Below are 23,067 nucleotides of genomic sequence, written 5' to 3' on the forward strand. Positions count from 1 at the left end.
AACGAAGAGAGCGAAGAGAACAAAGGGAACGTGCGGAGCGAGTGGAGCGTGCGGAGCGAGTGGAGAGACGAACCATGGAAGCAGTCCAGCGCATCGTCATCGAGAACTGCGCGATCGCGACCGTCGACGCGAAGGACACCGAGTACGCCTCCGGACACCTCGTCCTCGCCGGCCACCGCATCGAGTCACTCGGCGCGGGCGGGGCCCCCGAGGGCCTGGAGAACGTCGTCCGCCGCATCGACGCCACCGGTCACCTGGCCACGCCCGGTCTGGTCAACACCCACCACCACTTCTACCAGTGGCTCACCCGGGGACTGGCCACCGACCAGAACCTGTTCCACTGGCTCGTCGCGCTGTACCCGACCTGGGCGCGCCTCGACGAGCCGATGGTGCACGCCGCCGCCCGGGGCTCCCTCGCGATGATGGCCCGCGGCGGTGTCACCACCGCCGTGGACCACCACTACGTGTTCCCGCGCGGCTCCGGCGACCTGTCCGGCGCCGTCATCCGCGCCGCCCGCGACATGGGCGTCCGCTTCACCCTGGCCCGCGGTTCGATGGACCGCGGTGAGAAGGACGGCGGCCTGCCCCCGGACTTCGCCGTGGAGACGATCGAGGACGCCCTCGCCGCGACCGAGGAGACCGTCCGGCAGCACCACGACACCTCCTTCGACGCCATGACCCGGGTCGCCGTGGCACCCTGCTCCCCGTTCTCCGTCTCCACCGAACTGATGTGGCAGTCAGCGGAGTTGGCGCGCGGTCTCGGCGTGCGCCTGCACACGCACGGGTCGGAGACGGTGGAGGAGGAGAAGTTCTGCCACGAACTGTTCGGGAGGGGCCCGACCGACTACTTCGAGTCCACCGGCTGGCTCGGCGAGGACGTGTGGATGGCGCACTGCGTCCACATGGACGACTCCGACATCGCCGCCTTCGCCCGCACCGGGACGGGCGTCGCCCACTGCCCCTCCTCCAACGCCCGCCTCGCCGCCGGGATCGCCCGCGTTCCCGACCTGCTGGCCGCCGGGGTCCCGGTCGGCCTCGGCGTGGACGGCACCGCGTCCAACGAGTCCGGCGAACTGCACACCGAACTGCGCAACGCCCTGCTCGTCAACCGCCTCGGTCCGCACCGCGAGGCCGCCCTGACGGTGCGTCAGGCGCTGCGTCTGGGAACCCACGGAGGCGCCCGGGTCCTGGGCCGGGCGGCGGAGATCGGCTCGCTGGAGCCGGGCAAGCTCGCCGACCTGGTGCTGTGGCGGATGGACACCCTCGCCCACGCCTCCATCGCCGACCCGGTGGCCGCGCTGGTCCTCGGTGCGCCGGCGCCGGTCACGGCGTCGTTCGTCAACGGCCGCCAGATCGTGGAGGGCGGCCGGCTGCGCACGGCCGACGAGGACGAGATCGCCCGCACCACCCGGGCGCAGGCCCGGCGGCTGGCCGCGATCGCGGCACAGGACTGAGCGCGGGTCCTGAACGGGGCACCGGCCCGCCCGGGTTGTCCCGGGAGGGCCCGCCATGTCCTCAGGCCGCCCTGTGGGGTGGGACTGTCTCACGCCAGGGCTGCCCACCTCGTCGCACAGCCGGGGCAGCACGGCGGGGAAGACCCCGGGGCGGAAGTGGCCTCCGCGCCACAGGTGACGTACGGCCCCGCCCGGGGACGATGCCTACGGCATGGCGGGAAGCCGGACCGTGACGAGGAGACCGCCGGCGGGGCGGGGGACGAGGCCGAGGGTCCCGTCGTGGGCGCGGACGATGCTGTGCACGAGGGCGAGGCCGAGGCCCACGCCGGCGTGCCCGTCGGTGCGTACGCGCTGCGTTCCGCGCTGGAAGGGTTCGGTGAGGGTCGGCACCAGTTCCGGCGGGAGCGGATGACCCGTGTTCTCGACCCGCACCACGCTCGCGTCGCCCCGCGCTTCGGTGTGGACCGTCACGGTGCCGCCGGCGGGGAGGTTGTGGACGATGGCGTTCTGGACGAGGTTCGTCATCATCCGCAGCAGGAGCTCCGCGGAGCCGCCGGTCCGTGCCGCTCCGCCGGTGACGTCGAGCGTGATCCCGCGCTGTTCGGCGAGGGGGAGCAGGGTTTCGGCGGCCTCTTCGGCGACGAGGGAGAGGTCGACGCTCTCGCGGGTGAAGGTCCCGCGGTCGCTGCGGCTGAGCAGCAGGAGGGCTTCGGTGAGGTCGATCGCGCGCGTATGGACGGCCTGCAGGCGTGCGAGGAGCTCGTCCCGGTCCCGCGTGGGGTCCCTGCGGGCGAGGTCGAGCAGCGTCTGCGAGATGGCCAGCGGGGTGCGCAGTTCGTGGGAGGCGTTCGCGGCGAACCTCCGCTGTTCGGCGACGTGCGACTCGAGTTGTTCGAGCATGCTGTCGAACGCGTCGGAGAGTTCACGGAATTCGTCCTGGCGGCCTTCCATGCGGATCCGGTGGGACAGCGACGCGTTCCCGGCTGTCCGCGCCGCGTCCGTGATCCGTGTGAGCGGTGCGAGCATCCGGCCGGCGAGGATCCATCCCCCGACGAGGCCGAACACGAGCAGGAAGGCCATCGCCACGGCCGCGGCGGGGGCGAAGACGCGCACCAGGAGGTAGCGGTTGGGTGAGACCCCGAGAAGGCCCTTGGGATTGTCGGGTACGTAGCGCAGCAGGAACACCCACACCACGGCCAGCAGGAGAGCGCCGGCGACGGCGAGGAACCCGGCGTAGCTGAGGGTGAGTTTCAGGCGGACGCTGAGCCCTGGGCGCCTATGCATGCGTACGGCCGGGGCGGGTGGTGCCGGGGCCGGGGCCGGTGTCCATGCGGTAGCCGACACCCGGCACCGTGGCGATGATCCATGGTTCGCCGAGCCGTTTGCGCAATGCGGAGACGGTGATGCGGACCGCGTTGGTGAAGGGGTCGGCGTTCTGGTCCCAGGCCCGTTCCAACAACTCTTCGGTACTGAGGACCCCGCCTTCGGCGGCGACGAGGACTTCGAGCACGGCGAACTGTTTACGGGTGAGCGCGACGTAGCGTCCGTCGCGGAAGACCTCCCGGCGGAAGGGGTCGAGGCGCAGGCCCGCGATCTCGCGGACCGGGGGCCGGGCGTACGCGCGCCTGCGGTCGAGCGCCCGCAGCCGCATGACGAGCTCCCGCAGCTCGAACGGCTTGGTGAGGTAGTCGTCGGCACCGAGCTCGAACCCGGACGCCTTGTCGTCGATCCGGTCGGCTGCGGTGAGCATGAGGATCGGGATGCCGCTGCCGGAGGCGACGATGCGCCGGGCGACCTCGTCGCCGGAGGGGCCGGGGATGTCGCGGTCGAGGACCGCGAGGTCGTAGGAGTTGACGCCGAGCAGTTCCAGGGCGGAGTCGCCGTCGCCGGCGATGTCGGCGGCGATCGCTTCCAGCCGGAGACCGTCACGGACGGCTTCGGCCAGGTAGGGCTCGTCCTCCACGATCAGTACGCGCATGCCTGAAGCCTAAGCAACACGTATAGCGCCGACGTGTGCACAGACGTGTGCACACCGGACACGCGACTCAGCCTGCCGGTGCCGGCACCGGCGCGGGGCGCGGCTGGTCCGACGACGCTTCCGCAGTGGTGCGCCACCAGCGGCGCGACGCCAGCGCGGCCAGCACGGCGCCGGCGGCGTTGACCAGGACGTCGTCCACGGAGGACACCCGGTCCAGCCGCAGGACGTACTGTGCGGTTTCGACCAGGACCGAGCAGCCCGCCCCGAGCGCCAGGATCCGCGGCACGGACGCCGGCGCCGCGAACCGCATCGGGGCGAAGAACCCCAGCGCCGCGAAGACCAGCAGGTTGCCGACGATCCCGAGCGGCCCCATCGTGAGCAGGTCCCGCAGCGGTACCAGGCTCACCCGGCCGGGGACGGTGCCGGCCCCGGCGCCCGGCATCATGGTCATCCAGACGAACGGCACCGTCCCGTGGACCATGCCCACCTCGGCCAGCGACATCCGCCACGCCGAGGTGACGCCGGCGGCACGCCGACGGCGCGCCAGGGCCCACACCACCAGCGCGGCCAACGGCAGCGTGACCAACGTGATGAGCACCACACCGTTGAACGTGTCGAAGCAGCCGTGCCACCGCCCGGCCATGCACATCGGAGCGGACATCATGAGCGGTCGCCGCATGACGAACGCGGCGCTCGCCACGCCGAGGAACGCCAGGCTGAGGAGCACGATCCCGCGCGTGCGGCGGGGCGGTGCTGACAGGGATGCGTTGTGGTTCACGCCTTCATTGGAGACGGAGGGGCGTTGCGGTGGCGTATGCGATTTTCGATACGCCCGCGATACACGGAATCCCCGGCACCAAGGAACCGGCGCAAGCCGGCGGTGAGACGGTCCCGCCGCTGGTGATCGCGCCGGCCCGGCTACCGCAGGTGCGGCGGAGCGGGAACCGGTTCTCGGTGAACGTGATGCCGGCGATCAGCACCAGGGCCGGACGCACTTCATGGTCCTCACCGGGAGCTTCACCGACGAGGTGGTGTGCCGTTTCCTGGACCGGCTCACCGGCCACTTCGACCCCAAGGTCCACCCGGCCCTCACCCCGGCCGGAACGACGTGCGGCCGTACCGGGAGGGGAGCCCCCGGTACGGCCGGCAGCCGTCCGACGGTTTGCCTGTCGGTACGTCTCGTACGTCTCGTACGTCTCGTCCGTCGCTTCCGTGGTTCTACAGGCCGAACAGGCCCGGATCCTCGGCCAGCTCCCGGAAGATGTCCTGCGGGTTCGGCAGCAGCTTGCGCTGCTTGAGGTCCAGCGCACCGGCGACGCCTGTGATCTCGGCCGAGACCGTGCCGTCCGCCTTGGTGATGACCTGCTCCACGCGGAACGTCTTGCCGGTGTTCCAGGAGAAGGCACAGGTCACATCGACCTCTTCGCCGGCGAGCAGCTCGCGCTTGTAGCGGATGGTGGTCTCCAGGACGACCGGCCCCACGCCCCGCGCGGCGAGCGCGGACTGCGTGATCCCCGCCTTGTGGAACAGCTCCCAGCGCGCGTGCTCCGCGTAGTTGAGGTACACGGCCTGGTTGAGGTGACCCTGCACATCGGTCTCGTATCCGCGCACGGTCACCCGGACGGAAAACGGCTCGCTCACTCCTGCCTCACTGCCCCTTCATGCCTGCTCGGTTCGCTGCGTCGAGCACCGATCCTGGCACGTCCCCTCATGCGCGGCGCGGGGAGGCCAGCAGGTACCGGGCCCGCGTCCGCGGCTCCGTGTACTCCCCGGCCTGCCAGCCCGCCGCCTCCAGGGTGGCCGCGCAGGCCCGCAGCGCCCCGCCGTCCGCCTCGTACACGGCGACGGCCTCCGGCTGCGGCGTCTCCCGCACCCGGTAGCCGCCGGCCCCGGCACCCTCTCCGGCGGGACGATGCCCCGCGGCTTCCAGGGCGAGCGCGGCGGCCTGTACGAGATGGCCGCGCTCCCAGCCGCAGGGCCGGTCGGTGGCACCGTCCGGGTGCGACATGCGCCGCAACTCCAGCAGTCCCTGCCACGCACTCCGTACCTCACGCAACCGCGCGGCCCCGCCCTCGGCCGCCCCCTCCTCCCCACCGACCCGAGCGGCGAACACCCCGCCGGAGGTCCCGCTGCCGGAGGCCCTGCCACCGGAGGCCCCGCCCTCTGGCTCCGGGCCGCTCTTTCCCTCCGCGTCGTCCTCCCCCTCCCGTATCCGGTGCCCCGCCGGCGTCAGGAAGTGACCGTGCGGCGCACGGGGGTGCCGGAACGCGAGCCCTCGCTCGACCAGCCCCGCAAGCTGGGCCTCGGTCCCCTTGAGCCGCCCACTGACCGGATCGGCCGCCTGCACCACCCGCCGCAGCCCCGCGCCCAACGCTCTCGTCACCGCACCCACCCCCGGTCCCCGACCGTCCGTCCGGCCTTTCCGGCCCTTTCGAAGACTACGACCGAACACTGACACTCCCGGCGTCCGGAGCTTCGGCGCGATGCGTGCCGCTTCCTGAGCCGGTCGTAGAATTCCGCTGTGGAGAACTCAGAACGTACGTCGCGGCCCGGAGCGAAACCGCGGAGCGCGGGCGGCAAGCCCGCGCAAGGCCTGGAATCCGTGGAGAACGCCCTCTCCCTGCTGCTCCTGCTCCGCAAACAGGGGCGCGTGCGGCTGAGCGAGGCCGCCGACGAGCTGGGTGTGGCCAGGTCCACGGCTCATCGTCTGCTCTCCACCCTGCGCGGCCGCGGCTTCGCGGTGCAGGGCGCCGACAAGGTGTACCGGCCCGGCCCCACGCTCTACCGCCTGGGGATGTCCCAGCGCTCCGAGTACGACCTCGTGGAAACCGCCCGGCCGCACATGCTCTGGCTCAACGGGCAGCTCGGAGAGACGGTGCACCTGTCGGTCCGGGCCGGGGCCGAGACGCGCATCCTGCACAGCATCGAGGGAACGCACGCACTGCGCGTCGGCAGCCGCACGGGCGTGAGCCTGCCCGCGCACCTCTCCGCCGGCGGCAAGGCGCTCCTCGCCGACCTGGGCGTCTCCGAACTCGCCGACATCTACGGCACCCGGAGCACCGCGCAGGCGGACACCGACCCCGAGACACTGCACCGCACGCTCGAGACCGTCCGCAGGCGGGGCTACGCCGTCAATATCGGAGGTACCGAGCGCGGCATCTCCGCGGTGGGCGCCGCCGTGCGGGAGCCGGGCGGCCGCGCCGTGGCGGCGATGATCGTCTCGGCTCCTTCGCTGCGCTTCACCCGCGCCCGCCTCGGTGACGCGGCCGCTGTGCTCGGGGAGGCGGTGCGCCGCATGGAGGCGGCACTCTGAGCCGGCGGCCGCCGACCGGCGTCCGGCGGCCGGGGTCCTCGTACGCACCCGGCCGAAGCGGGGGAGCATGGTACGGCGGCAGGCCCGTAGTGCAAAAAGATTCCTCCCCTTGTACCGCAGAGCGGAACTACTGGACAGTTTCATTGCTCTCTGCGCAACGGGGCTGCTTCCATTCTGGACACCGATGGGTCATTCGCTTGTCGCCGGGAGGACACCGGGGTCTGCGGAGCCGCCCACCGTGTCGGTGCTCCGCATCGCGGCCCGCCCGGCTCCCCTCCCCCCACCTCTCCGCGACAGGACGTGGCCGCATGACCACTGATGTTCAAGCACCCGCTCCCGCCCGCGCTTCCGCCCGGCCCCCCGCCCCGGATCCGACGGACCGGCGCACCCGCGCCCTGACCCGTGCGGTCGTCGCCCTGTGTACGGCGGCGATCACGGTCGAGGGGTTCGACCTCATCGTCTACGGCGTGGCGATGCCGTCGATGCTCGCCGACTCGAATCTGGGCCTCGACAAGTCCCTCGCCGGAACTCTCGGCAGCCTCGTCTATCTGGGCATGCTCATCGGCGCCATCGTCTGCGGGCCCCTCGCCGACCGTCTCGGCAGGCGTCGTCTCGTGCTGGCGTCGGGAGTGATCTTCACCCTGTTCACCGTCGGCTGTGCCGTCGCCGCCACGCCCTGGCAGTTCGGTCTCTTCCGGCTGCTCGCCGGCATCGGCATGGGCGGTGTGATGCCGTCCTGCGTGGCCCTCGCGAAGGAGTACGCGCCGCGCGGCCGCTCCGCGCTGGTCGCGACCATCGTCCTCGCGGGCGTTCCGGTCGGCGGCGTGCTCGCCGCGCTCACCGCCGCCGCGTGGGGCGATTCCCTCGGCTGGCGCGGCCTGTTCGGTGTCGGCGCGGCGCTGTCGACGCTGGTGTTCGCCGGCGTGTACGCCCTGCTGCCGGACTCGCGGCCCGGAGCGGCCGACGCCCCCGACCCCCGAGCCACTCCCTCGACGGCGTCCGTCGGCAGTCCCGGGACCGGCGGAAGCCTCGCGTCCGGCGGACCGACGGCCGAGGCGAAGAACCCCTCACCGGCCCGCTCCGTGCTGTCGGACGGCCGCGCCCGCACCACCGTGCTGTTCGTCGTCGCCAACTTCGCGGTGCTCCTGGCCTGGTACGGCCTGAACACCTGGCTGACCCAGCTGATGCGCGAGATGGACTACCCGCTCGGCTCGGCGCTGCAGTTCACGCTCGTGCTCAACCTGGGTGCCGTGATCGGCTCGTTCGCCATCGCCGCCGTCGCCGACCGGATCGGCCCGCGCTTCGTCACCATCGGCAGCGCGGCGCTCTCCTCGGTCGCCGTCCTCGGCCTGTCGCTGGGCGGCAACACCGTCGTGGTCCTCTGCCTGACCGCGCTCGCCGGTGTCGGTGCCCATTCGTCCCTGACCGTGCTCAACGACTGGGTGGCGTCCAGCTACCCGGCCTCGATCCGGGCCACGGCACTCGGCTACGTCTCGGGCTTCGGGCGCGCCGGCGCGATCGTGGCGCCGCTGCTCGGCGGCTGGATCCTGACGGCCTCCCTCGGCCCGACCACGGTCTTCTACGTCTTCGCCGCAGCCGCCGCCCTGAGCGCCGCGGCCCTCCTCGCCATCCCCCACCGCCGGGCCTGACACCCCCGCCGCGAAGCGCGACGCCCCGTCTCCAGCAGGAGGCGGGGCGTCCTCGTCAGGTGGGAGGAGTCTCACTGCCGGCGACCTGCCCGGACCGTACGGGAAGCCGTGTACGGCCTGAGCATGGCCGACCGGCCGCGCCACTGACGGTATCCGCTCAGGAACCGGCCGATGCGGCCGCCGACTCCTCGTCCGCGCCGTACGGCTCTACGCTCATGCCCCACACCTCCCTGTGCCGCCCGTGCTCAACTCGCCGCCGGTGCGGGGCGTCACGCGTCACGGCCCGGACAGAGCCGTACAGCGGGCGTACGGTGACGTCGTGCACCCGACGGCACGGTGTGAGGCCGCACCGGTCTCACCGGCACCCACCTGACTCCGCGTGCCTGGGAGCACCGCGGCCGGCCCGGGCAGGTGATCGCGCGGGGCCGGCCTGCCGGTCACGCAGCCGGTGGAGCGGGGCGCGCTGCCCCGGTTGCGCGCCGCGACCTGCCCCGGTGTGCGGGGCGGCCAGTTCTTCGGACCGTCCGGATTCGGGGAAACGCGCGGCCGGGTCACCGAGGCCCGACTCAGCCGGGAGGCGGCCGATCCGGCTGTAAGCGGGCGGTTCTGGGCGGTGGCCGAGGAACTGAGCGGCGTCAGCTACCTGCGAGCCGTCGCCGACCGGAAAGGGCCGCGAAGGCAGTCGGTGTGGTGCGAGGCCGTCCTGGGGGCGAGATGGCGAGGGCCTCGCCGGGACCTCGCCTTCCCGCGTCCCCTGCAGGGGTGCCTAACCCATGAACTCGGGTCGCTGGTAGGGCGTCCACCAGCTGAGCAGGCCCCAGATCCCGAGGGCGAGGGCGCTCGCCGCGATCACGGCCGAGAGCCAGGGGCGGCGCAGCGCACGCAGGGTGAGCAGCCAGACGGCGAGCGGGACGAGCGCGCCGCCGGCGGCGATGAGCGGGAGGTCGACGTAGAGGACGCTCAGGTCCCGGTGCATGCCCTCGAACCCGCCGTCGACGCTGACCCGCGCCCGCGGCGCCCAGGCGAGCACCGCGACCACGGCGCCCGAGGCCGCCAGGAAGATGCCCGCACAGCCCTGTCTTTCGTCTCTCATACCTTGATCCGACGCGGTCGTTCCGTCGGCGGTTCCCGCGTGCCCTACTGCCGGTATCCGCTCAGGAAGCGCCCGATCCGGCCGATCGCCGTCTCCAGGACATCCGCGTGGGGGAGGGTCAGGATGCGGAAGTGGTCGGTGGTGGGCCAGTTGAAGCCGGTGCCCTGGACCACCTGGATCTTCTCCCGCAGGAGCAGGTCGAGGACGAACCTCTCGTCGTCGTGGATCTTGTGGACCGCCGGATCGATGCGCGGGAACGCGTACAGGGCGCCCTTGGGCTTGACGCAGCTCACGCCGGGGATGTCGTTGAGCATCCGCCAGGCCGTGTCCCGCTGTTCGTGCAGCCGGCCGCCGGGGGCGGTCAGCTCGCGGATGGACTGGCGGCCGCCGAGCGCGGCCTGGATGGCGTACTGGGCGGGCGCGTTGGCGCACAGGCGCATGGAGGCCAGCATGGTCAGGCCCTCCAGGTAGTTCTTCGCGTGCTGCTTGGGGCCCGTGACCACCAGCCAGCCGGAGCGGAAGCCCGCCACGCGGTACGTCTTCGACAGCCCGCAGAAGGTGAGGACGACCAGGTCGGGGGCGAGCGCGGCGGCCGAGTGGTGCACGGCGTCGTCGTAGAGGATCTGGTCGTAGATCTCGTCGGCGAGGACCATCAGGCCGTGCCGGCGGGCCAGATCGAGGATGCCCTCGACGATCTCCTTCGGATAGACCGCACCGGTCGGGTTGTTGGGGTTGATGATGACCACGGCCTTCGTACGGTCCGTGATCTTCGACGCCATGTCGTCCAGGTCCGGGTACCAGTCGGCCTGTTCGTCGCACAGGTAGTGGACCGCCTTGCCGCCCGCGAGGGTGGTCACCGCCGTCCAGAGGGGGAAGTCGGGGGCGGGGATGAGGACCTCGTCGCCGTCCTCCAGCAGCGCCGTGACGGCCATCGACACCAGTTCGGACACGCCGTTGCCGAGGAAGACGTCGTCGACGTCGACCTCCACGCCCAGGGTCTGGTAGCGCTGGGCCACCGCGCGGCGGGCGGAGAGGACGCCCCGCGAGTCGGTGTAGCCGTGCGCCTGCGGCAGCATCCTGATCATGTCCTGGAGGATCTCCTCCGGCGCCTCGAAGCCGAACAGGGCCGGATTCCCGGTGTTCAGGCGCAGCACGCTGTGCCCCGCCTCCTCCAGCGCGTTCGCGTGCTCGATGACCGGGCCGCGGATCTCGTAACAGACCTCGCTGAGCTTGCTCGACTGCCGGAACTCCATGGGCCGCTTCCCCTCACGCCGATCTCGTGTTGCTTGGTTTTACCAAGTGACCACTTGGAAAGTCCAACGACTTGTCTACACTGCGTCGCATGTCACCTCGCCGAAGCTACGACCAGTACTGTTCCGCCGCCCGCGCGCTCGACGCCGTCGGCGACCGCTGGACCCTGCTGATCGTCCGCGAGCTCCTCGCCGGCCCGCGACGCTACACCGACCTGCACGCGGACCTCCCCGGCGTCAGCACGGACGTACTGGCCTCACGGCTGAAGGACATGGAACGCGAAGGGCTGACCACCCGGCGCAGGCTGCCCCCGCCCGGCGCGGCCTACGTGTACGAACTCACCGGCCGGGGGCGCGCATTGCTGCCCGTGCTGCAAGCGCTCGGTGCGTGGGGGCAGGCGGCGCTGGGGGAGCGGCGGCCCACCGACGCGGTGCGGGCTCACTGGTTCGCGCTGCCCCTGCTGCGCGCCCTGGACGCCGTGGGTGCGGGTGCGAGGGAGGGCGCGGGAGGGGGTGGCCTGGTCGAAGTCAGGCTGGAGGAGGGGCTGTTCCACCTGCGCGTCGGCGCCGAGGACGGGCCGGTCTACGGGGACGGGCCCGCCCCCGGCGAACCCGACGCCACGCTGGTCCTCGACACCGGCACCTGTACGGCGATCAGCCGCGGGGAGTCGACCGTCGCCGGCGCGGTACGCGACGGGCGGATCGCGGTGAGCGGCGACGGCACGCTCGCCAAGGCGCTGAGCGAGGCGTGACGGGCTGAGGGAGGCGTGCCGGGTGGCACGGTCGCGAAGGGGAGGCGCGGCCGTGAACGGGAGGAGGCCCGCACAGGGCGGGCCTCCTGGGAGAGCGTCACGCGCCGGGCGTCCCTCGGACGTCCCGCCGGAGGTCACGCGCCCGGCGGCACCCGGGACGGCCGTCCCGTTCCCCGCGTCAACCGGTAGCCGGCGACCCCGGCCAGTGCGGCCAGCGCACCGCCCACCGCGGTCCACACCCAGCGGCTGGACCACCAGCCCGAGGTCCAGCCGTCCTCGGGCTCGAGGTCGGCCAGTACGGCGGTCGGCGAGTCGTTCCCGTCACCGTCGCCGTCCTGGTCGTCCGCGGCGTTCCGCAGCGCGATACCCGGTACCAGCGGCTCGGAGAGCGAGCCGTCGACCGCCGCCGCACCGCCCATCTCCTTGGAGCCGGCCCGGACTTCGATGTCCACCGACTGGCCCAGGTCGGCCGCCGTGAGGTTCACCGCCGTGAGCCGGACGTAGTACGTGCCCGGCAGCGGGTCGTTGGCCCACGGCTCCGACCAGGCGCGGACCGTGCGCAGCACGCACTTCAGCTCCACGGAGGCCGCGTCGGCCGCCGCGGTGCGGGTCTGGGCGCCGTACTGGCAGGCCTGCCGACGGCGCAGACCGTCGTACACGTCGATCCGCCAGGTCTCGGCGGCGTGCGTCTCGGGCAGCTTCACCGACGCCTCGACGGTGGGGCGTTGCCCCGTACCCGCCGGGAACGACCAGTACAGGTAGTCGCCGACGGACGCACGCGCCGTCGCGGTCTGCCCCTGCTCGAACTCCGTCGCGGTACGGAACGAGGTGCCCGCGCGGGTCGGTCCGGCGCCGTCCTCGGACGACGCGCCGGGGGAGGGAGTGGAGTCGGCCGCGGCGGGGGCCACGGCGGCCGCGGACAGCCCGAACGTCAGCAGGGCCGCGCCCAACAAGCGGGTGATGCGCATCAGCTGGTCCTCCAGACCGCGAACCGCCAGCGTGACAGCCAGCCCCAGACGAGACCGGCGAGGAAGCCGGCGAGAACCAGCGTGCCGAGCAGCCACCAGCCCCGGCCCAGGCCGAAGGAGGCCACGTCGCTCGACCCGTCCGGGCCCTCCACGACATCGATGGTCAGTTCCAGCGGCAGGCCGGGCGTGGTCTTCACACCGGAACCCGGCGAGAACGAGTTGGTCACCGCCAGGCACACCGTCTCGGCGGCCGGCTTGTCGCCGTCGTCGTCGTCCCGCTCGGGCTTCGGATAGCGCAGGCCGGTGGACAGGACGTCCGTACGGCCGGTGCCCGCGGCCTCGCCGCGGACGATCTCCCGGTTGTGCACCGTGACGGCCCGCAGCAGCACGCCGTAGTCCGGGTTCACCGCCCGGTCCGCCGCCACACTCACCGACGCACGCAGTTCCTGGCCCGGCAGCACGTCCACCCGGTACCAGCGCTGCTGCCCGAACTCCTCACGGTCCGTGTAGAGACCGGACTCCAGCGTCGGCGCCTTCGCGCACGACGCGGCACCCTCGGTCGCGACCGGCGTCACCACCGGCTCCGCCGCGCGGTCCACCAACTCATTGACCCGGTCGGTCAGCTCGTCCTGGTGCTGGACCGAGGTGTAAGTGCCGCCGGTCGCCTCCGCGATGCAGCTGAGCTGCCGGCTCAGCTTGGCGTTCGGCACCAGGCCCAGGGTGTCGATGGTCAGGCCGATGCCCTTGGCCGCGATCTCCCGGGCCACCTCGCACGGGTCGAGCGGGGCACAGGTGTCCTCGCCGTCGCTGATCAGTACGATCCGCTTGGAACCGTTGCCGTCCTTGAAGTCGCCGGCCGCCTTCAGCAGGGCGGGGCCGATCGGTGTCCAGCCGGTCGGGCTCAGCGTGGCCACCGCCGTCTTGGCCTCCGTGCGGTCCAGCGGGCCGACCGGATAGAGCTGCGCGGTGTCCTTGCAGCCCTCCTTCTTGTCGTCGCCGGGGTAGTCGGCCCCCAGGGTGCGGATCCCCAGCTCGACCTCCTCCGGCGTCGCGTCCAGCACCTCGTTGAACGCCTGCTTCGCCGCGGCCATCCGGGACTGCCCGTCGATGTCCCGGGTCCGCATCGAGCCGCTCACATCGAGGACGAGGTCGACCTGGGGCGCGTCCTGGCCCGTGGGTTCACCGGCGACCGCCGCGGACGGGAAGGCGAGCCCCGCCGTCAGAGCGGCGAGCAGGACGCCGACGCCTGCTGCCGGCCATTTTCTTCTGATCATCGCCGGATCCTATTGACCGGAATCACCGCACTCCCCAGCGGGGTTCCGGGGCCGGCCCCACTCGGGCTCGCCTTGAAGGGGATTGGGCAGTTCCGCCCATTCGTCCCCGGCCGCCCGCGGTGAAAGCCGCATCAGCGTCAGCGCCTTCGCGGGCAGCGGTTCGCCGCACAGTGCCGCCAGGTCCGGGGTGCGCGGCAGATCCCGTACGGCACTCTCCAGCGCGACCCGCAGCGCCGGGCCGGAACCCGTCGTACCGGCCAGCGCGCCCGCCACCAGCGAGCCGAACACCTTGCGCCGCAAAGTCCGTTCGTCGTCCGTCACCATGCGGGCGGGCAACTCGGGCGCGGGGATGCCGTGCTGGGCGAGCCGCGCCGGGCTGATCCGCAGGTCGGCCAGATCGCGGTAGACGAGCCGCACCGGCTCCCCGTCCGGCGACAGCACGACCAGGAGATTCTGACCGTGCGCCTCCAACGCCACGCCCAGTTCGAGCAGCCGCAGTCCCACCGTCAGGGCGAGCCGCGCGAACCGGGCCGTCCAGGCGGGGGAGCGGGGCAGCCCGGTCGCCGCCAGGGCCGCCACCGGCACCACCCGTTCCCCGGCCGCCGCGTACTCCTGCGGCGACTCGCGCACCACGGCCGCCAGATCGGCGGAACCGGCCGCCGCGGCGCCCAGGGTGCGGGTGATGTGCAACAGCCCGTCGGCCCGTGCCGCCATCGACTCCCCGAACTCCGACAGCACCGCGGATGCGGCGACCGAACCGAGCGAGATGTCCCGCACCGACGACGTCAGCCGTGCGCTCAACGCCGTCTTCACATGCGGCCCGGCGGGCAGTGCGAGCGTCCGCAGCGCCATCAGCGGACGCGCCGCCATCCGCCCCGCGGGCTCCCGCTTGAGCACATGCGCCGCCTGCCAGGGATGCACCGGGATCACCACCTGCTCCCCGTCCCGCAGCCACTCCGGCCAGGCCCCCGTCACCAGGCAGTCCCCGGCCGGTACCGGAATCAGCCCCAGCTCCACGACGGGCCGGTGCTCGGGCCCGTACGCCAGCTGGTCGGCCACCGAGAAACCGGGCCGGGAACGGCAGTTGGGGTGGAACGGGTGCCCGTCGACCACTCGTTGCTCCCACTCCCAGTCCCACCGGGGCCACTCACCCGCGTCTTCCCCGCCCTCTTCCGGCGCTCCCGCCCGGGACAGCGCCAACGAGGCCACGCTGTGGGCGAGTTCGGCGGCGAAGGAAGCCGAGTGCGGTACGGCGAGTTCTCCCGTCAACCGCGCCGGATCGCCGTACGCCACCCCGTCCAGCCGCACGACGGTGACGTACGCGGCGGTCGCATACGGGTCCGGGCGCGGGCCACGCAGCCGGCGGCCGTCCGTCAGCCGCAGCGTGAGCCCGTCACGGTCCGGCTCCCGGCGCGTGACCCACGGCAGCGGATCGTGCGCGAGACCGCGCCACAGCCGGCTCAGCACGGCCGCGCGGGCCCCCGGCAGCGCTGCCGCGTACCGGGGCACCAGCGCGGGCCGTACGACGGCCAGCTCGTCGGCGATTTCGGCCTCGACGGCGGAGGGACGGTGCACGGGCGGACTCCTCGGGTACGAAACGTGCTGCGGAACGAACTGCCGGTCCGTGGCGGACACGCGGACATACTGATCGTCTCCGTCCGGACAGACCGTAGGGAACAGTGGAACGCGTGGACCTCATGCCCCCGACCGCAGACGACGACGCGGCGCCCCGCGCCTCCGAGGGGGCCCGACCGGCCGCTCACGCCGACGCGTACGCGACCGCACCGCTGCTGAACTGCCTGCTGCGCGAGGTCGCACTCCCGGTGCCGGACGAGAACGCGGACGAGGACCGCAACCGGGACCGCGACCGGCACCACAGGGCGGAGGCCCCCCGCACCTATCGCCTGCCCGGCACCGGCCGCCTGCTACGCGTCCACGGCACCCGGCGCCCCACCGCACCCGAGGTACGCGCGGAGGACGGCACGTGGCGCCGCCTGGGCCACCCGGAACTGGTGGAACTCGTCGCCGAGGAGCTGCGTCGGCACACCGGTGTGCCCAACCGGGAACTGCCGGCCGAGATGACCGACAGCCGCGACGCGGTGGCCACGCTGCTCGCCGCACGGGCAGGCGCCACCCCACCTGCCGACCCCTACCTCCGCTCCGAGCAGTCCCTGCTCACCGGCCACACCCACCACCCCGCCCCCAAGGCGCGCGGCGCCGGCCCCACGGCGAGCTGGCTGCCGTACGCACCGGAGGCGTACGCCCACTTCCCGCTGACGCTGCTGGGACTGCGCGAGGACGCGGTGGTGGAGGAGGGCGACACCTCGTCCCTGGATCGGCTGGGCTCCGCCCCGCCCGGCTACCGCCTCCTGCCGGCCCATCCCTGGCAGGTGGAGCTGGCGGCCCGGAGCCTGGCCCCCGCGTTCGCCGACGGCCGCCTGATCAGGCTCGGCACGACCGGGTTCCCGGTATGGCCCACGGCCGCGATCCGCACCGTGTACACCCCCGCACACGACCTGTTCCTGAAGTTCAGCCTGGACGTGCGCATCACCAACGACATCCGCCGCCTGTGGCGCCACGACCTGCGGAAGCTTCGTAGAACGGACCAGGCCACCGGCGAAGCCTTCACCGCCTCGGCCACCCCCGACGCCCCCGCGGCCTGGCTCAGCGACCGCGGATACCGCACCGCGGACTTCGCCTTCGAGGAACTGGCCGTCCTGGTCCGCGACGGCCTGCACCGCCACCTGCTGCCCGGCACGACCCCGCACCTCGCCGCGGCCCTGACCGAGGACTACGAGGGCAACCCGCTCGCCTCCACCACCGCCCCCGCCGCCTGGTGGGAGGCCTACCTGGCCCAGGTCGTCCCCCCTGCCCTGGATGCCTTCGCCCGGCACGGAGTCGTCGTCGAGGCCCACCTGCAGAACACCCTGATCGCCGTCGACCCCGGCGGCATGCCCGTACAGGCCCTGTACCGGGACGCCGAAGGCGTGAAACTACTGCCGGAAGTGACCAGGGAGGCAGGCTGGGAACGCCTCGTCTACTGCCTGATCGTCAACCACCTGACGGAAATCGCAGCAGCCCTGACCGAACACCATCCAGGTTTCGATCCCTGGCCCGCGGTCCGCCGGGAACTCTCCCGCCACCCCCTCCCGGAAGCCCAAACCCTCCTCACCGCCCCCACCCTCCCCGCCAAGACCAACCTCCTCCTGCGCTGGACCGACGCCGACGGAGCGGCGGCCCGCTACCTGCCGGTGCGCAATCCGCTGGCGGAGACGTAGGCACGGGCGGCATGCCGGTTGCGCCGCCGGATGCGGGATTCGCTCAGGCTGGGCTTTCCCCGTCGTCCAGCGCCGAGTTCCTTCAATGGGGCCTGAGGCCATGCGCTGGGCCCCGCCCCCTTGCCGATCATGAGCTGGACGCACGGACATCGCGAGGTGGACGGAGGCACTTCACCCCCACGGCATGACACAGCAACCCACACGAGAACCTGCCTTGTGCCTACCCTCGTAGTGACGAAGTTGCTAGGAGGGGCAAGGCCGTGAAGCTTCCAGAGGTATCCCCCGATCCATATGTCGACCCGCTGCGTTTCGGCCAGCGGGTGCAGATCCTTCGCGAGCGCCGCGGAATGACGCAGGCCCAACTCGCCGGCCTTGTGGGCATCTCGCCCCACACCATGCGGAAGATCGAGAACGGACAGCAGAAGGCACCGGCTCTCGGCATGGTGATACGGATCGCTGAGGCTCTGAGGGTTCGCGACCTGGCGGATCTGACGGGACGGCCGGATGGGCACGTCGATCTGTTCGTCGGGCCCGGCCACCCCCGTCTGGCCGCTGTGAAAGCTGCGGTCGACGCCTTTCCGCTCACCTCCGACACGGAGCCGCCGCCGGTGGCGCACGTGGAATCAAGGTTGCACGCGGCCTGGCGGGAACGACATAAGTCGCCCAACCATCGTGAGACCGTCGGCAAGTTGCTGCCCGACCTCATCCGGGACACGCAGTCGCTCGTACGGCACGCGGACACGGCCGCCGACAGGCGCGCGGCGCAGTGCCTGCTGTCCCAGACGTACTCCCTGTCGCAGTTCTTCGTCGCCTACCAGCCCGACAGCGATCTGCTGTGGCGGGTTGCCGAGCGCGGGATGATCGCCGCCCAGGAGAGCGAGGACCCGCACGCGATCGGAGTCGCATCATGGCTGCTGGCACAGGCGCACCGTGACCGTGGCATCCGCCACTACGACGCCGCCGATGCCGTGAACCGCGAAGCCCTGGCTTACCTGCGGAGCCTGTTGCCGGACGCCGGTGCCGATGTCCGCGCCATTGCCGGTGCGCTGGAGTTCGAGCTGGGCTACACCGCTGCACGCCGACGGGAGACGGGTACGGCGTGGCGGCACTGGGACCGGGCCAATGTCATGGCGGCCCGGCTGCCCGCGGACTACTTCCACCCGGTGACCAGCTTCTCGCAGGCCATCATGAGCGCCCACGCGGTGACGGTGGCCGTGGAACTGCATCAGGGTGGGGAGGCGGTGCGGCAGTCGGCGAAGGCGGACAAGGCCGTCATCAAGTCGAGGCCCCGCCGGGCCCGGCACCGCATCGAGGAAGCGCGCGGCTACCGGCTCGACGGCCAGCCGGACGTGGCGGTCGCCTCTCTGGAGAAGGCCTTCGAAGCCGCCCCGGAGACGATCCGATACAACGGCTACGCCCGGTCGATCCTTCTCGAAGAGATCGAGTCGACCCAGGCGGCCCGCCGCCGTCGTGCCGCTGACCTGGCCATGAAGGTAGGCATTCTCGCTGCTTGAGAGTAGCGACCGGATTACGGTCGGCGGCGGGGTACAGGTGCTTCTACGTTCGTAAGCGTCAGTCCCCGACGAGGTGGTGAGACCTCGCCGGGGTGCCACCGCTGCGTAGGAGCGCCGACGTCATGAACGCTACAGCCCGCAGAAGGCCGCGGGTCAGGATGACCATTCACGTCTACCGGGTTGATCGGAACGGGACCGTCATCGACGACCGGGGCAGCGTGAACGTCACGGACCGCTGGGGACAGGTGCCCGTCCGCAGCGTGTTTCCGCCGTGTCGCTGCCACCGCTGCGCCGGGCGGGCGGGGACGAGATGAACACCACCTCGCCCGACACGGGGAGCGGCCCGCGGGGCAGCATGTCCATGCGCGCTGCTGCCACCTGGTTCATCGACCGGACCACTTTGCCCCGCCATGGCGACACGGTTCGCTTCGGGCAGGACTTCGCTCGCTGCGTGGCGGAGCTGATTCCGCAGGTCGAGTACCTCGCCGGGCAGCGAGACATCGACGACGTGCCCGCGCGGGCGGCGCTCGCCGGAGTCGGGGAGGCCCGCTGTCGCCTGGACGAACCCGAGGCTGCGGGCCTCACCGGCGAAGTGGAACGGGTAAAGCGGCTCGCACGATCGGTGTGTGCCCTGTACGGCCACTACGACACCCTCACCCAGGCTCACCTGTGCTTGGTCTGCCGGCTGCCCCTCGAGGACGGCGAGGACTCCAGGCCGTACGACCGGGCGGGCCCCAGCGGCGACGCCGGTCGTAACGGACGCGTCCACGCCACGTGCATGCATATGGCCCGTCGTACCGGCGGCTGACCGGCTGTCCTTGCCTCTGGCGCAGGGGTCCCCACGGCGACCGCAGGGCCAGGAGCGCACCCCATGAATGCCCGTCCCGTCGGACGACCGCAAGCCTCCGGCGGGACAGCGCGCAAGACGCCCGCCCCGGGCCCTCACCTTGGTCAGGTCGAGCTCTGGGGCGGGCCGACACCACACCGAAACATCACACCAGAAGTGGAATACGGAATGTCTGTAGTAGTCATGGAAGCCACTCCGGCGCGGACGCTGGTCGATCCGGCGTTCTTCGAGCGACTGAGTCTGAGGGGCGCCCAGAGTCATGGCTTGGACCAGGAACGGGCGGAGGCCGTCACGGACCAGGCCATCGCCTACCTCGCCACTTGTGCACAGAAGCCCGAGGACGCACCGCCCCTGTTCATGAGCAGGGCAGTTGATCCGGCTTGGCACGCTTTCCTCGAGTACACCCGCGAGTACGACACCTTCTTCGCCTCGCACGGCTGGCCGAAGGTGAACCACAACCCGTGCGACGGGTTCGGTGGAAAGATTTACCCGCCCGCGGCCGACGTACTCCCCCTCACGGTCGCGGCCATCGAGTCCGCGGGCTTCCGGGTCGCCCCCGAGCTGTGGGAGGAGGGAGCCGACTGCGGGGACACGTGCGGAGATGACGGCGGTGGCGGCAACCCGCTCCCCACGTGCGAGCACAGCAACTGACGTCAGCACGATCAGGTAGGTGGTGCCGGTCCGCCCGTACAGTGGGCGGGCCTGGCGCCACGGTGAGAGAGGCGCATCGATGGCACACCTGTCGGGCCGCAGCAGGCTCATGCTCTTCCCGTTCCTGCACGACTGGGAGACCGGGTCGCACTGCGTCCTCGGCTACACCACGGCGGACGGCGGGCTGACCGCCGTGCTCGGGGTGGTTCCCGTCGGAGGCAACGTGCACGAACCGGGTGACCTGTTCGCCATGGCCGCCCGTCACGGCTTCATCGGCGAGTGGAAGGGCGCACAAGAGCAGCGGTGCGGCTGCTGGCTCGCCTGCACCGGGGCGGGCTCCCTCACGGTGAGGAAGCCCGGCACCATCGACGTCCCGGCCGCCGCGTGGTCGCTCGACATGGCGCGCACCGTCGACCTCGACAGCGCCTACTACGGGCACGCGCGGGTGACCGCCGGGCGGCTCGCCCTGGAGGACACCGGCCTGGCGGCGCGGGCACGCGTTCTCCTGCCGCGCCGCCCGGTCGCCGCGTAGCCTCCGCTGTTCGGCCCTGTTCGGCCCTGTTCGGCCCTGCTTGTCGCTGGTGCCGTGGCCGCACAGGTTCACCGGGTTGCCGGTTGGGGATATTGCTCTGGGCTGCCCGGTGGTCTCGGCGAAATCGAAAATCGCTTGATCGAACCGGGAGGCCTGCTTAGCGTGCGCAGAATGGATACGAAGCCTGCCATCCGGCGTTATCAGGCGTCCGACGAAGCCGTGGTAGTGGATCTGTGGTCGCGTGCCTCGAAGCTGGCACATCCGTTCGTCGAAGGCGAGGGCGAAGGGGAACGGGCTCGCAAGCTTCGGGAGATCTACCTTCGTGAGGCCGAGAACTGGGTCGCGGAGGAGGCCGGAGACGTCATCGCCTTGCTGGGCCTGCTCGGGAACGAGATCGGCGGCTTGTTCGTCGACCCCCGGGCGCAGGGGCGGGGCGTGGGGCGAGTGCTGGTGGAGCATGCCGCGACGCTGCGCGGCGAGCTGAGGCTTGGAGTGTTCGAGGCCAACGCCAGGGCCCGAGGCTTCTACGGACTCATGGGCTTTGAGGAGCGGGAACACCAGCTGGACGAGGAGAGCGGTCACCCGGTGATCATCATGGTCCGTCCGGCACGCTGACCGTCTCACCCGGCGCTGTGCCGCACCGGTCAGGCAACCGTCAGCAGGCGGCGTCCGCCCCGGCGGATGCCCTTCTCGCTGCGGATGCGGGCGCGTTCACCGCGTTGGGCGGCCGGCACGTCGGGGTGGCGGGCGTGGGCGTTGCGCCGGCGCATGTACCGGTGGAGTTCGCGAGTCTGGACGGTGTGGTCTCCGTCCGCACCGAAGTCGGACCCGATGCCCACGACGCCGTCACCCGGGCCCGCCGGGGAAGTCGACCTCTTCGCCCGGAACGGTGTTATGGCCACCCTGGAGGGCTTGTCGGCTACGGCGTCAAGGATTCCGTGCTCTCCGGCGTCCGCACATCCGTTCCTGGATCACCGGGTGAACGCAACGCCGTCGCAGGTGTGTCGATGACAGGGATCGGTTCGCTGGGGGCGGGGTGTTGCGCGCGTATGATCGGCCGTTATCTCACCCGGTGGGAGCGATCCGATCCAGTAGGGGCGATCACCGGCTCAGCCGTGAGGGTGGGAGCCCGCCGGTGGCGGTGAGGTCTGCGAGGGAGGGCGCCTCGTCGAAGGCACCCGCTGCCGGACCCATGGGCGGCCCGCCCTACCTTTCCCGATCACCTCAGGAGTTCGCCGGTGTCACAGTTCTTCCTCCTCCTCACCGTCCTGCTGGCGTTGCTCCTTGTGGCCGGTGGTGCGTTCGCCCTCGTCACCGGACGGGTCAGCGCCTTCTGGGTCCGACGGCCCGTGCACCCGCAATGGTGGGGTGCCGGCTTGCTGGTCATGGGTCTTGCCGTGGGCATGGTGAGACTCACGAACCTGACCGTCTTCATGGTGTTGTTCCTGTGTGCTCTGACTCTTCAGGGAATCGCCCTCGGTATCGACGGAGTGCGCAAGTAGCCGGGTGGTGAAGGTCGTTGCCGATGAGGGGTGAGAAGGGAACGCAAGTAAAGGTGCCAGGCTGAGGAACACCATTAGCTGTTAGGGACGTTGACCACCACATGACTGAAGAACGCCCGGGACCACGTCCGTTGTCCGACGAAGCCCTTTCCCGTCTGCTCGGCACACAGCAGTTCGGCACCCTCGCCACCGTGAAGAGCAGCGGCCACCCGCATCTGACCACCATGGCCTACCGCTGGGACGCCGAGGCCCGCGTCGTGCGGTTCTCGACGACGGCCGACCGCGCCAAACCCAAGCACCTGCGGCGCGACCCGCGTGCGGCGCTGCATGTGCGGGGCGGCGACGTGTGGTCGTTCGCCGTCGCGGAGGGCGAGGCGGAGGTCTCCGAGGTCACGAAGGTCCCCGGCGACGCGGTGGGGCGGGAACTGCTCGCGCTGGTTTTGGAGGCAGCGAAGCCGGAGGACGAAGCCGCGTTCCTGGAGCAACTGGTCGCCGAACGCCGGGTGGTCGTCCGGCTGAAGGTGGACCGGCTGTACGGAACGGCGCTCGACATCGCCGGGTAGGCGGGCCGGGGAAACCGGTACCTATCCCGCTTCGTGCAAACGTTCGAGGCGTTTGAGGCGTTCAAGGTGTGCCGGGGGCAGCCGCCGCAGGGCCTGGTCGACCTGGTCGCGCAGGAGGGCCGGCCGCCCGTCGAGCTTCCACTCGCCCCCGGGACCGGTGCGGGCGACCCCGACCTTGGTGGTGATCAGCAGATCATCGGGGTAGGGGTGCAGGGCCTCGGCCAGGAGTTCCTCATGGGCTCCGCCACCGTACAGATGCGCGGTGTCGATGAGCGTGACGCCCAGCTCGACGGCCCGCCGGGCGCCCGCGAGCGCGCCCGCGCGGGCCGGCCCCGGGTCCGGGTCCGTCGACAGGCGCATGGCCCCGAACCCCAGCCGCCGTACGCCCGGATCCCCGCCGATACGGAACTCGGTCGATGTCATCGCAGTACGGTCTCCCCCTCGCCCAA

The 23,067-nt window shown here is 71.7% G+C and carries 22 protein-coding genes and 3 pseudogenes; 13 read left to right on the forward strand and 12 right to left on the reverse strand.

What is annotated here, in order from left to right:
• Positions 1-74 precede the first annotated feature (74 nt).
• A complete protein-coding gene (locus OHB56_RS34500) occupies positions 75-1,454 on the forward strand; it encodes an 8-oxoguanine deaminase (RefSeq protein ID WP_326755640.1) in 1,380 nt (459 codons plus the stop codon).
• Between the two features lie 204 nt (positions 1,455-1,658).
• Here the strand turns inward: OHB56_RS34500 and OHB56_RS34505 are convergent, their stop codons facing one another.
• The 3 genes from OHB56_RS34505 to OHB56_RS34515 all read right to left on the reverse strand — a co-directional run bounded on the left by OHB56_RS34505 (position 1,659) and on the right by OHB56_RS34515 (position 4,210).
• Complete coding sequence (locus tag OHB56_RS34505) at positions 1,659-2,738, reverse strand: sensor histidine kinase (protein ID WP_406357648.1); 1,080 nt, start codon at positions 2,736-2,738, stop codon at positions 1,659-1,661.
• Complete coding sequence (locus OHB56_RS34510) at positions 2,731-3,432, reverse strand: response regulator transcription factor (RefSeq protein WP_406357649.1); 702 nt, start codon at positions 3,430-3,432, stop codon at positions 2,731-2,733. The genes OHB56_RS34505 and OHB56_RS34510 overlap by 8 nt, the downstream gene beginning before the upstream one ends.
• A 67-nt stretch (positions 3,433-3,499) precedes the next feature.
• Positions 3,500-4,210 carry a VanZ family protein gene (locus OHB56_RS34515; RefSeq protein WP_406357651.1) on the reverse strand — a complete coding sequence of 237 codons (711 nt, stop codon included), beginning with the start codon at positions 4,208-4,210 and terminating at the stop codon, positions 3,500-3,502.
• A 143-nt stretch (positions 4,211-4,353) separates the two neighbouring features.
• On the opposite strand from OHB56_RS34515, the pseudogene OHB56_RS34520 reads away from it, so the two are divergent.
• Positions 4,354-4,514: pseudogene (locus OHB56_RS34520) on the forward strand (IS630 family transposase); the annotation flags it as partial.
• 136 nt (positions 4,515-4,650) lie between these two features.
• On the opposite strand, the gene OHB56_RS34525 reads toward OHB56_RS34520, so the two are convergent.
• A complete protein-coding gene (locus OHB56_RS34525) occupies positions 4,651-5,073 on the reverse strand; it encodes an acyl-CoA thioesterase (RefSeq protein WP_326755644.1) in 423 nt (140 codons plus the stop codon).
• Between the two features lie 67 nt (positions 5,074-5,140).
• Entirely contained in the window at positions 5,141-5,815 is a 675-nt protein-coding gene (locus OHB56_RS34530; RefSeq protein WP_406357653.1) for a hypothetical protein, read from the reverse strand.
• Positions 5,816-5,953: 138 nt separating this feature from the next.
• Here OHB56_RS34530 and OHB56_RS34535 point away from each other — a divergent pair, with 138 nt between their 5' ends.
• Both OHB56_RS34535 and OHB56_RS34540 read left to right on the forward strand, forming a co-directional pair.
• Entirely contained in the window at positions 5,954-6,745 is a 792-nt protein-coding gene (locus OHB56_RS34535; RefSeq protein WP_326755646.1) for an IclR family transcriptional regulator, read from the forward strand.
• A gap of 308 nt (positions 6,746-7,053) precedes the next feature.
• Positions 7,054-8,394 carry an MFS transporter gene (locus tag OHB56_RS34540; RefSeq protein WP_406357655.1) on the forward strand — a complete coding sequence of 447 codons (1,341 nt, stop codon included), beginning with the start codon at positions 7,054-7,056 and terminating at the stop codon, positions 8,392-8,394.
• Positions 8,395-9,160: 766 nt separating this feature from the next.
• Here the strand turns inward: OHB56_RS34540 and OHB56_RS34545 are convergent.
• Entirely contained in the window at positions 9,161-9,487 is a 327-nt protein-coding gene (locus OHB56_RS34545) for a hypothetical protein (RefSeq protein ID WP_406357657.1), read from the reverse strand.
• Between the two features lie 44 nt (positions 9,488-9,531).
• Positions 9,532-10,740, reverse strand: a complete 1,209-nt coding sequence (locus OHB56_RS34550; RefSeq protein ID WP_326755649.1) for a pyridoxal phosphate-dependent aminotransferase — start codon at positions 10,738-10,740, stop codon at positions 9,532-9,534.
• Between the two features lie 89 nt (positions 10,741-10,829).
• Here OHB56_RS34550 and OHB56_RS34555 point away from each other — a divergent pair, with 89 nt between their 5' ends.
• Positions 10,830-11,489, forward strand: coding sequence for a winged helix-turn-helix transcriptional regulator (locus OHB56_RS34555; protein ID WP_406357659.1), 660 nt, complete (start codon positions 10,830-10,832; stop codon positions 11,487-11,489).
• Positions 11,490-11,623: 134 nt separating this feature from the next.
• Here OHB56_RS34555 and OHB56_RS34560 read toward each other — a convergent pair whose 3' ends face one another.
• From OHB56_RS34560 to OHB56_RS34570, 3 genes are read right to left on the reverse strand one after another with little or no spacing between them, the layout of a single operon-like run.
• Positions 11,624-12,457 carry a hypothetical protein gene (locus tag OHB56_RS34560; RefSeq protein WP_326755651.1) on the reverse strand — a complete coding sequence of 278 codons (834 nt, stop codon included), beginning with the start codon at positions 12,455-12,457 and terminating at the stop codon, positions 11,624-11,626.
• Complete coding sequence (locus OHB56_RS34565) at positions 12,457-13,731, reverse strand: VWA domain-containing protein (RefSeq protein ID WP_326755652.1); 1,275 nt, start codon at positions 13,729-13,731, stop codon at positions 12,457-12,459. Before OHB56_RS34565 ends, OHB56_RS34560 begins: the two co-directional genes overlap by 1 nt.
• Before the next feature lie 9 nt (positions 13,732-13,740).
• On the reverse strand, positions 13,741-15,306 hold the full coding sequence (locus OHB56_RS34570; RefSeq protein WP_406357662.1) for an IucA/IucC family protein: 1,566 nt from the start codon (positions 15,304-15,306) through the stop codon (positions 13,741-13,743).
• A gap of 122 nt (positions 15,307-15,428) precedes the next feature.
• Between OHB56_RS34570 and OHB56_RS34575 the strand changes: the two genes are divergently transcribed.
• The 6 genes from OHB56_RS34575 to OHB56_RS34600 all read left to right on the forward strand — a co-directional run bounded on the left by OHB56_RS34575 (position 15,429) and on the right by OHB56_RS34600 (position 21,168).
• Complete coding sequence (locus tag OHB56_RS34575; protein WP_406357663.1) at positions 15,429-17,009, forward strand: IucA/IucC family protein; 1,581 nt, start codon at positions 15,429-15,431, stop codon at positions 17,007-17,009.
• 260 nt (positions 17,010-17,269) lie between these two features.
• A complete protein-coding gene (locus OHB56_RS34580; RefSeq protein ID WP_406357665.1) occupies positions 17,270-18,523 on the forward strand; it encodes a helix-turn-helix domain-containing protein in 1,254 nt (417 codons plus the stop codon).
• 271 nt (positions 18,524-18,794) lie between these two features.
• Positions 18,795-19,331, forward strand: a complete 537-nt coding sequence (locus OHB56_RS34585) for a DUF6415 family natural product biosynthesis protein (protein WP_326755656.1) — start codon at positions 18,795-18,797, stop codon at positions 19,329-19,331.
• Positions 19,332-19,538: 207 nt separating this feature from the next.
• Positions 19,539-20,021: a hypothetical protein gene (locus OHB56_RS34590; protein WP_406357667.1), complete on the forward strand. Its 483-nt coding sequence runs from the start codon at positions 19,539-19,541 to the stop codon at positions 20,019-20,021.
• Positions 20,022-20,100: 79 nt separating this feature from the next.
• Positions 20,101-20,553: a hypothetical protein gene (locus OHB56_RS34595; RefSeq protein ID WP_326755658.1), complete on the forward strand. Its 453-nt coding sequence runs from the start codon at positions 20,101-20,103 to the stop codon at positions 20,551-20,553.
• A gap of 171 nt (positions 20,554-20,724) precedes the next feature.
• On the forward strand, positions 20,725-21,168 hold the full coding sequence (locus tag OHB56_RS34600) for a GNAT family N-acetyltransferase (RefSeq protein WP_406357669.1): 444 nt from the start codon (positions 20,725-20,727) through the stop codon (positions 21,166-21,168).
• A gap of 29 nt (positions 21,169-21,197) precedes the next feature.
• Here the strand turns inward: OHB56_RS34600 and OHB56_RS34605 are convergent.
• Positions 21,198-21,359 (reverse strand): annotated as a pseudogene (locus tag OHB56_RS34605) (IS630 family transposase); the annotation flags it as partial.
• 432 nt (positions 21,360-21,791) lie between these two features.
• Between OHB56_RS34605 and OHB56_RS34610 the strand changes: the two are divergent.
• Together OHB56_RS34610 and OHB56_RS34615 are read left to right on the forward strand one after the other, a co-directional pair.
• Positions 21,792-22,055: a hypothetical protein gene (locus OHB56_RS34610; RefSeq protein WP_406357671.1), complete on the forward strand. Its 264-nt coding sequence runs from the start codon at positions 21,792-21,794 to the stop codon at positions 22,053-22,055.
• 101 nt (positions 22,056-22,156) lie between these two features.
• Positions 22,157-22,618, forward strand: coding sequence for a pyridoxamine 5'-phosphate oxidase family protein (locus OHB56_RS34615; RefSeq protein ID WP_406357673.1), 462 nt, complete (start codon positions 22,157-22,159; stop codon positions 22,616-22,618).
• A gap of 51 nt (positions 22,619-22,669) precedes the next feature.
• Here OHB56_RS34615 and OHB56_RS34620 read toward each other — a convergent pair.
• Positions 22,670-23,041, reverse strand: a pseudogene (locus tag OHB56_RS34620) (aldo/keto reductase); the annotation flags it as partial.
• Between the last annotated feature and the right edge of the window lie 26 nt (positions 23,042-23,067).

Origin of the sequence: Streptomyces sp. NBC_01635 (assembly GCF_045209715.1) — a bacterium.
Classification (GTDB): domain Bacteria; phylum Actinomycetota; class Actinomycetes; order Streptomycetales; family Streptomycetaceae; genus Streptomyces; species Streptomyces hirsutus.